Raw genomic sequence first — 8554 nt, 5'->3', positions numbered from 1 at the left:
CGCCATGGCGGAGCCATGGCAACCGACGACAACGCGGCGAGGCGCGGTGCCAGGGCCCGCGAGCCCGGCATGATCCGAACGAGAGGGCCTAGCCGTAGACGGGGCCGGTGTACTTCTCGCCCGGTCCCTGGCCCGGCTCGTCGGGGACGACCGAAGCCTCGCGGAACGCCAGCTGGAGCGACTTCAGGCCGTCGCGCAGCGGGGCCGCGTGGAAGGAGCTGATCTCGGTCGTGCTCGCGTCCAGCAGGCCGGCGAGCGCGCTGATCAGCTTGCGTGCCTCGTCCAGGTCCTTGTACGACTCGCCCTCCTCGCTCAGCCCGAGCTTCACGGCGGCGGCGCTCATCAGGTTGACGGCGACCGTCACGATCACCTCGACGGCGGGGACCTCGGCGATGTCCCGGGTCATCGCGTCGAAGTCGGGGGTTTCAGGAGGGGTGTCACTCATGCCCCACACGATAGGTGGTCCCGCCGGGCAGCCCTCGGTTAGCCCCTGCCAGGTGATGCTGCTAACCTGGAAGACGACCGGCCGGACACGTTGTGCCCGGCCCGCAAGTGGAGGCTCCGATCTCCCACCCGACCATCCTCCGGGACGGCGGGTCATCCGGTCAGGCGGCCACCATCGTTCCGTACGGACGATGGAGTCGCCCGAAAGTGCGCCCCGCGACATCGCGGCGGTGCTCCGGTAGTGCTTGGAGCCCCGCATGTGATCGTCCGGGGCATTTTTTGTGCTCCGGCGCGGTCAGGTCTTACGAACACAGACGTAACGCGGCCGTCCGCCAGACCGCCGCGTGGTGCTACCGAGGAGGATCCATCAGCGCCGAGCCCCGCATCAACGACCGGATTCGCGTTCCCGAGGTACGACTTGTCGGTCCCAGTGGCGAGCAGGTCGGCATCGTGCCGCTCGCGAAGGCACTGGAGCTTGCACAGGAGTACGACCTGGACCTGGTCGAGGTGGCGGCGACCGCCCGTCCGCCCGTGTGCAAGCTCATGGACTACGGGAAGTTCAAGTACGAGTCGGCCATGAAGGCCCGTGAGGCGCGCAAGAACCAGGCGCACACGGTCATCAAGGAGATGAAGCTCCGGCCGAAGATCGACCCGCACGACTATGACACCAAGAAGGGTCACGTCGTCCGGTTCCTCAAGCAGGGCGACAAGGTCAAGATCACGATCATGTTCCGTGGCCGTGAGCAGTCGCGCCCCGAGCTGGGCTACCGACTGCTGCAGCGTCTCGCGGAGGACGTCCAGGACCTCGGGTTCATCGAGTCGAACCCGAAGCAGGACGGCCGAAACATGATCATGGTTCTCGGTCCGCACAAGAAGAAGACCGAGGCGATGGCCGAGGCCCGTCAGGCGCAGGAGGCCCGCAAGGCCGACGCGAAGGCGAACCCCGGCAAGTCGCAGAACGCCGCCGAGGCCGAGGAGTCCGCCGAGGGCGAGGCGTTCGCCGAAGCCGAGGCGCCCACCGAGGAACCTGCCGAGGCGTGATCCCGGGGGACGTGCGTCCCCGAGGATGTATCCGACAGAAATGAGCGACGCTCCATCGTGCCCGGTTTCACGACCGGGCACCGGAGCGCCACCGACGAGGAGATAACGGCGCTATGCCGAAGAACAAGTCGCACAGCGGTGCCAGCAAGCGCTTCAAGATCACCGGCTCCGGCAAGGTGCTGCGCGAGCGCGCCGGCAAGCGCCACCTGCTCGAGCACAAGTCGTCCCGTGTCACGCGTCGCCTCACCGGCAACGCCGAGATGGCCCCGGGCGACGCCGCGAAGATCAAGAAGCTTCTCGGCAAGTGACGCCGCGGCGCCGCCTGAGCGCCGTGCGTCTGGACCGGGACCAAATCGTTTCCGGGTCGTGTGAGCACCACCACGACCCCGCTACAAGGAGTTAAAAAGTGGCACGCGTCAAGCGGGCAGTCAACGCCCACAAGAAGCGCCGGGCGATCCTCGAGCAGGCCTCCGGCTACCGCGGTCAGCGTTCGCGCCTGTACCGCAAGGCCAAGGAGCAGGTCACCCACTCGCTGGTCTACAACTACAACGACCGCAAGAAGCGCAAGGGCGACTTCCGGCAGCTGTGGATCCAGCGCATCAACGCCGCTGCCCGCGCCAACGGCATGACGTACAACCGCTTCATCCAGGGCCTGAAGACCGCGAACGTCGAGGTCGACCGCAAGATCCTGGCCGAGCTGGCCGTGCACGACGCGGGTGCCTTCGCGGCGCTCGTCGAGGTCGCGCAGAAGGCGCTGCCGTCGGACGTCAACGCCCCGAAGGCTGCGTGACGCGCCGGCTCCCAGCCGACGTGACCGAAGGACCCGCAGGCTGCATGGCTTGCGGGTCCTGCTGTTGCCGACGACGCCGCGCGGCCACGGGCAGCCGCGCCGTCCCACGGGCGGGGGCTGCCGCGGCGCGGGACACCCGCGCCCTCCCCGCGGCGGGGTGCGGCACCGCCTGAATCCGCCGTCGCGGCCGGCCGCCGCCGCGGCGGACACGAGTTTTCGAAGGTAAGAGGATGCCCCCCGTCTCCCCCGAACTCATCTCCCCCCGGTCCGCCCGTGTGAGCGCCGCCCGGCGGCTCGCCAAGCGGAACTTCCGGGGGAGGGACCGGCTGTTCCTCGCGGAGGGCCCGCAGGCCGTACGGGAGGCCGCCGGCCACCGGTCCGGCGGACAGGCCACCCTGGTCGAGCTGTTCGCCACCGTCGAGGCCGCGGAGCGGTACGCCGACATCGTGGGGGAGGCGCGGGACGCGGGCGCCCGGCTCCACCTGGCCTCCGAGGAGGTCATCGCCGAGATCTCCACCACCGTCACCCCGCAGGGACTGGTCGGGGTCTGCCGGTTCCTGGACACCTCCTTCGAGGACGTCCTCGCCGCCCGCCCCCGGCTCGTCGCCGTCCTCGCCCATGTACGGGACCCCGGGAACGCCGGCACGGTGCTGCGCTGCGCCGACGCCGCGGGCGCCGAGGCCGTGATCCTCACCGACGCCTCCGTCGACCTGTACAACCCCAAGGCCGTACGCGCCTCGGTCGGCTCCCACTTCCACCTGCCCGTCGCCGTCGGCGTCCCCGTCGAGCGGGCCGTGGCGGGGCTGAAGGACGCGGGGGTGCGGATCCTCGCCGCCGACGGCGCCGGAGACCGCGACCTGGACGAGGAACTGGACCGGGGCACCATGGGCGGCCCCACCGCGTGGGTGTTCGGCAACGAGGCCTGGGGACTCCCCGAGGAGACCCGCGCCCTCGCCGACGCCGTCGTACGCGTCCCCATCCACGGCCGCGCCGAGAGCCTGAACCTCGCCACGGCCGCCGCCGTATGTCTCTACGCGTCGGCCCGCGCACAGCGCGCCTCCGGAGGGTGCCGATCCGTCACCCAGAGCTAGTAGGGTGACCAGCTCGGGGCCGTGCGCGGTCTGAGAGGTGGGGTACGGGGATGACTGTGGCCGGCACGAGCACCGCGCCGGAGGGACGGGACGCGCGACAGGCCTCCGCGCCCCGGCACCGCGACGCGGCCCTCGATCTCGATCCCGACCAGCTGCCCGACGGCCTCGTCGTCGCCGACGCGCACGGCCGCGTGGTCTGCTTCAACGCCGCCGCCGCCCGCATCACCGCCGTACGGGCCGCCGCCGCCCTCGGCCGGCCGCTGGAGCAGGCGCTGCCGCTGGAGGACCTGGAGGGCCGCCGCTGGTGGCAGCTGACCGACCCCTACGGCGGGCTCGCCATCCGGGTCCGGCAGCCGGAGCGCAACCTGCTGCTGCCGGGCGGCCGGGAGGTGCTGGTCTCCGCCCGGTACGTGCGGGACGAGCCGCTGGGGCCGGTGCGCAGCGTGGTCGTCTCCCTGCGGGACACCGAGGCCCGCCGCCGCACCGAGCGCAGCCACGCCGAGCTGATCGCCACCGTCGCGCACGAGCTGCGCTCCCCGCTGACCTCCGTGAAGGGCTTCACCGCCACCCTCCTCGCCAAGTGGGAACGCTTCACCGACGACCAGAAGCGGCTCATGCTGGAGACCGTCGACGCCGACGCCGACCGCGTCACCCGCCTCATCGCCGAGCTGCTCGACATCTCCCGCATCGACTCCGGCCGCCTGGAGGTGCGGCGGCAGCCGGTCGACATCGGGGCCGCCGTCTCCCGGCACATCCAGGCCTACGTGGCCGCCGGCCAGCCCGCCGACCGCTTCCTGCTCCGCATCGAACAGCCGCTGCCCGCCCTGTGGGCCGACCCCGACAAGATCGACCAGGTCCTCAGCAACCTCATCGAAAATGCCGTGCGGCACGGTGCGGGAACCGTCACCATCGATGTCACGCCCTCGGCGTCCCCCCGCGAGGGCGAGGACGGCGAGCACGCAGCCACGTCGGTCACGGTGAGCGACGAGGGGCCCGGCATCCCGGAGGAGTCCATGAACCGCGTCTTCACCCGCTTCTGGCGGGGCAGCAAGCGCGGCGGCACCGGCCTCGGGCTGTACATCGTCAAGGGCATCGTCGAGGTCCACGGCGGCACCATCACGGTCGGCCGCGCCCCCGGCGGCGGCGCCGAGTTCCGCTTTACGCTGCCCGTGGCGGCCCCGGCGTATCTCGCCTAGTGGCCCGCGGGCGCATCCGCACACCTCCACCCCGTTAGACTCGGCCTTTGGCACCTTTGTGTCCCGAAAGCCGGACGCACCGTCCATCAGCCGGTGACGGGGACCATCCGCCAGCCAATCGGAAGTACGGGAAGAGATGTCGGCACCGAATAAGTCGTACGACCCTGTCGAGGTCGAGGCGTTGAAACCGGAAGAGATCGAGCGCATGCGGGACGAGGCGCTCGCCGCCTTCGCCGCCGCGGACTCGCTCGACGCGCTCCACGAGGCGAAGGTCGCCCACACCGGCCCGGCCTCCCCGCTGGCCCTCGCCAACCGCGAGATCGGCGCCCTGCCCCCGCACGCCAAGGCCGAGGCCGGCAAGCGCGTCGGCATGGCCCGCGGCGCCGTGAACAAGGCCCTCGCCGCCCGCCAGGCGGAGCTGGAGGCCGAGCGGGACGCCCGCGTCCTGGTCGAGGAGGCGGTGGACGTCACGCTTCCGTACGACCGCGTCCCGGCCGGCGCCCGGCACCCGCTGACCACCATGATGGAGCGCGTCGCGGACGTCTTCGTGTCCATGGGGTACGAGATCGCGGAGGGCCCCGAGGTCGAGGCGGAGTGGTTCAACTTCGACGCCCTGAACTTCACCCCGGACCACCCGGCCCGGCAGATGCAGGACACCTTCTTCGTCGACGGCCCGAAGGGCGAGAACGGCGACTCCGGTGTCATCCTGCGCACCCACACCTCGCCCGTGCAGGCCCGCGCCCTGCTGGAGCGCGAGCTGCCGGTCTACGTCGTCTGCCCCGGCCGGGTGTACCGCACCGACGAGCTGGACGCGACCCACACCCCGGTCTTCCACCAGATCGAGCTGCTGGCCGTGGACGAGGGCCTGACCATGGCCGACCTCAAGGGCACCCTGGACCACATGGTCCAGTCACTCTTCGGGCCGGACATGAAGACCCGGCTGCGCCCGAACTACTTCCCCTTCACCGAGCCGAGCGCCGAGATGGACATGCTCTGCTACGTGTGCAAGGGCGAGTCCGTCGGCAACCCCGACCGGCCCTGCCGCACCTGCTCCAGCGAGGGCTGGATCGAGCTGGGCGGCTGCGGCATGGTCAACCCGCGGGTCCTCACCGCATGCGGCGTCGACCCCGAGAGGTACAGCGGCTTCGCCTTCGGGTTCGGCATCGAGCGGATGCTCATGTTCCGCCACAACGTCGAAGACATGCGAGACATGGTCGAGGGTGACGTCCGGTTCACCCGGCCGTTCGGGATGGAGATCTGATGCGGGTCCCGCTTTCTTGGCTGCGGGAGTACGTCGACCTGCCGGCGACGGAGACCGGACGCGACGTCCAGGAGAAGCTGATCTCGGTCGGCCTCGAGGTCGAGACCGTCGAGCAGCTCGGCACCGACCTCAAGGGGCCGCTCGTCGTCGGCCAGGTGCTCACCATCGAGGAGCTGGAGGGCTTCAAGAAGCCGATCCGCTTCTGCACCGTCGACGTGGGCCGGGCCAACGGCACCGGTGAGCCCCAGGAGATCGTCTGCGGCGCCCGCAACTTCTCCGTCGGCGACAAGGTCGTCGTGGTCCTCCCGGGCGCCGTGCTGCCCGGCGGCTTCGCGATCTCCGCGCGCAAGACCTACGGCAAGACCTCCCACGGCATGATCTGCTCCGCGGACGAGCTGGGCATGGGTGACGACGGCACGCACGGCATCATCGTGCTCCCGCCGGAGTACGAGACGGGCACCGACGCCATCGAGCTGCTCGAACTGGTCGACGAGGTCCTGGACATCGCCGTCACGCCCGACCGCGGCTACTGCCTGTCGATGCGAGGCGTGGCCCGCGAGACCGCCATCGCCTACGGGCTCCCGCTGCGCGACCCGGCCCTGCTGGACGTGCCCGCGCCGAACGCCTACGGCTACCCGGTCCAGGTCTCCGACCCCTTCGGCTGCGACCGCTTCACCGCCCGCACCGTCTCCGGTCTGGACCCCGAGGCGCGCTCCCCGATCTGGCTCCAGCGCCGGCTGCAGAAGGCCGGCATGCGCCCGATCTCCCTCGCGGTGGACGTCACCAACTACGTGATGCTGGAGCTGGGCCAGCCCCTGCACGCGTACGACCGCGCCCGTGTCCAGGGCCCCGTCGGCGTGCGGCGCGCCGAGGCCGGCGAGCAGCTCACCACGCTCGACGGCGTCACCCGCACCCTCGACGCCCAGGACCTCGTCATCACCGACGACCGCGGCCCCATCGGCCTCGCCGGCGTCATGGGCGGCGCCCACACCGAGATCGACGACACCGAGGGCACCACCACCGAGGTCGTCATCGAGGCCGCGCACTTCGACGCGATCACCATCGCGCGCACCGCCCGCCGCCACAAGCTGTCCTCCGAGGCCTCCCGCCGCTACGAGCGCGGCGTCGACCCGCAGGCCGCCGCGGCGGCCGCCCAGCGGACCGTCGACCTGCTCGTGCTCCTCGCGGGCGGCACGGCCGACGCGGGCGTCACCGAGGTCGTCGCGCCCTCCGCGCCGCGCACCATCACCATCCCGGCCGACCACCCCGACCGGGTCGCGGGCGTGGAGTACGGCCGCGAGACCGTGGTCCGCCGCCTCCAGGAGGTCGGCTGCGACGTCCACGGGCAGGACGAGCTGGTCGTCACCGTGCCGTCCTGGCGCGGCGACCTGACCGACCCGAACGACCTGGCCGAAGAGGTCATCCGCCTGGAGGGTTACGAGAACCTGCCCTCCACGCTGCCCAAGCCCCCCGCGGGCCGGGGTCTGACCGAGCGACAGCGGCTGCACCGCCGCGTCGGCCGCGCGCTCGCGGGTGCCGGTTACGTCGAGGCGCCGAACTATCCCTTCATCGGCGAGCAGGCCCTCGACCGGCTGGGCCTGGAACCGGACGACCCGAGGCGCGCGGTCGTCAGGCTGGTCAACCCGCTCTCCGACGAGGAGCCGGCGCTCCGTACGACGCTGCTGCCGGGCCTGCTGGCCACGCTGCGGCGCAACGACGGCCGGGGGTCGCACGACCTGGCGCTGTTCGAGACGGGTCTGGTGTTCCATCCGCGTGCCGAGGCGAGGACCGCGGTCCGGCTGCCCGTCGACCGGCGTCCCACGGCCGAGGAGATCGCTTCCCTGACCGAGGCGCTTCCCGTCCAGCCCCGGCACGCCGCCGTCGTCCTCGCCGGCGCCCGCGAGCAGGCCGGCTGGTGGGGCGGGGGCCGCCCGGCCGACTGGGCCGACGCCGTCGAGGCCGCACGGATCACCGCCCGGGAGACCGGCACCGAGCTGATCGTCCGCAAGGGCCAGCACGGGCCGTGGCACCCCGGCCGCTGCGCCGAGCTGGCCGTCGCGGCGGACGGCGCCGAGAAGGTCGTCGGGTACGCCGGCGAGCTGCACCCGCGGGTCGTGCAGGCCCTGGGCCTGCCGGCGCGCACCTGCGCGATGGAGCTGGACCTGGACGCCCTGGAGGAGGCGAGCGCGGGTCCGGTGAAGGGGCCGCGGATCTCGGCCTTCCCGGTGGCCACGCAGGACGTCGCCCTGGTGGTCGACCAGTTCGTACCGGCCGCCGACGTCGAGGCCGCGCTGCGTGAGGGCGCGGGCGAACTCCTCGAGTCCATCCGGCTGTTCGACGTGTACGAGAACGCCGAGCAGCTGGGCGACGGGAGGAAGTCGCTGGCGTACGCGCTGCGGTTCCGGGCGTCCGACCGCACGCTGACCGTGGACGAGGCGTCCGCCGCGCGGGACGCGGCGGTTGCCCTCGCGGGCGAGCGGACCGGAGCGGTGCTGCGCAGCTGAACAAGCGGACCGACCGGCCGGCCACGGGTTCGCCGTGGCCGGCCGCGTCGTGTGCCGCCCCCCTGCGGGGGCGCGCGGAACCCCCTGTCAGCCGCATAAATGCGGGCCGGCCCGGGTGATCTCACTCGTTCGGGTGGGAACCGGAGGTGATCCGGTCCCTCGGGCTCATGCCGTCGACAGAATCGGACCGGCCTTACGGGGCCGGTCCGTCTGCTCTGTCAGGGCCC

Annotated in this window: 8 protein-coding genes; 7 read left to right on the top strand and 1 reads right to left on the bottom strand. The window is 71.9% G+C overall.

The genetic code is table 11. The features are described from left to right. Nucleotides 1–88: 88 nt before the first annotated feature. The gene (locus ACF1BE_RS20770; RefSeq protein WP_392200509.1) at nt 89–445 is read right to left on the bottom strand and encodes a DUF1844 domain-containing protein; all 357 of its coding nucleotides are present in this window, start codon (nt 443–445) and stop codon (nt 89–91) included. Nucleotides 446–810: 365 nt separating this feature from the next. On the opposite strand from ACF1BE_RS20770, the gene infC reads away from it, so the two are divergent. From infC to pheT, 7 genes are all read left to right on the top strand, one after another. Then, nucleotides 811–1485: a translation initiation factor IF-3 gene (gene infC / locus ACF1BE_RS20765; protein ID WP_392200514.1), complete on the top strand. Its 675-nt coding sequence runs from the start codon at nt 811–813 to the stop codon at nt 1483–1485. Between the two features lie 113 nt (nt 1486–1598). Beyond that, nucleotides 1599–1793, top strand: a complete 195-nt coding sequence (rpmI, locus tag ACF1BE_RS20760) for a 50S ribosomal protein L35 (protein ID WP_003977225.1) — start codon at nt 1599–1601, stop codon at nt 1791–1793. Nucleotides 1794–1891: 98 nt separating this feature from the next. Further along, nucleotides 1892–2275 carry a 50S ribosomal protein L20 gene (rplT, locus tag ACF1BE_RS20755; RefSeq protein ID WP_392200508.1) on the top strand — a complete coding sequence of 128 codons (384 nt, stop codon included), beginning with the start codon at nt 1892–1894 and terminating at the stop codon, nt 2273–2275. A gap of 230 nt (nt 2276–2505) precedes the next feature. Further along, nucleotides 2506–3366 (top strand): TrmH family RNA methyltransferase, encoded by an 861-nt coding sequence (locus ACF1BE_RS20750; protein ID WP_392200507.1) that lies wholly within the window; start codon nt 2506–2508, stop codon nt 3364–3366. A gap of 50 nt (nt 3367–3416) precedes the next feature. Beyond that, nucleotides 3417–4562, top strand: coding sequence for an ATP-binding protein (locus tag ACF1BE_RS20745; protein WP_392200506.1), 1146 nt, complete (start codon nt 3417–3419; stop codon nt 4560–4562). Between the two features lie 136 nt (nt 4563–4698). After that, nucleotides 4699–5823, top strand: coding sequence for a phenylalanine--tRNA ligase subunit alpha (pheS, locus tag ACF1BE_RS20740; protein WP_392200505.1), 1125 nt, complete (start codon nt 4699–4701; stop codon nt 5821–5823). Next, a complete protein-coding gene (gene pheT / locus ACF1BE_RS20735; protein ID WP_392200504.1) occupies nt 5823–8327 on the top strand; it encodes a phenylalanine--tRNA ligase subunit beta in 2505 nt (834 codons plus the stop codon). The genes pheS and pheT overlap by 1 nt, the downstream gene beginning before the upstream one ends. The last annotated feature ends 227 nt before the right edge of the window (nt 8328–8554 follow it).

It is taken from the genome of Streptomyces sp. NPDC014991 (genome assembly GCF_043080665.1).
Taxonomy (GTDB): Bacteria; Actinomycetota; Actinomycetes; order Streptomycetales; family Streptomycetaceae; genus Streptomyces.
This window is presented reverse-complemented; position numbering and strand designations above follow the sequence as displayed.

Excerpts from the sequence above, each read along its gene's own strand:
- rpmI (WP_003977225.1), top strand. The coding sequence starts at position 1,599 with ATGCCGAAGAACAAGTCGCACAGCGGTGCCAGCAAGCGCTTCAAGATC.
- ACF1BE_RS20750 (WP_392200507.1), top strand. The coding sequence starts at position 2,506 with ATGCCCCCCGTCTCCCCCGAACTCATCTCCCCCCGGTCCGCCCGTGTG.
- ACF1BE_RS20745 (WP_392200506.1), top strand. The coding sequence starts at position 3,417 with ATGACTGTGGCCGGCACGAGCACCGCGCCGGAGGGACGGGACGCGCGA.
- ACF1BE_RS20770 (WP_392200509.1), bottom strand. The coding sequence starts at position 445 with ATGAGTGACACCCCTCCTGAAACCCCCGACTTCGACGCGATGACCCGG.
- pheS (WP_392200505.1), top strand. The coding sequence starts at position 4,699 with ATGTCGGCACCGAATAAGTCGTACGACCCTGTCGAGGTCGAGGCGTTG.
- pheT (WP_392200504.1), top strand. The coding sequence starts at position 5,823 with ATGCGGGTCCCGCTTTCTTGGCTGCGGGAGTACGTCGACCTGCCGGCG.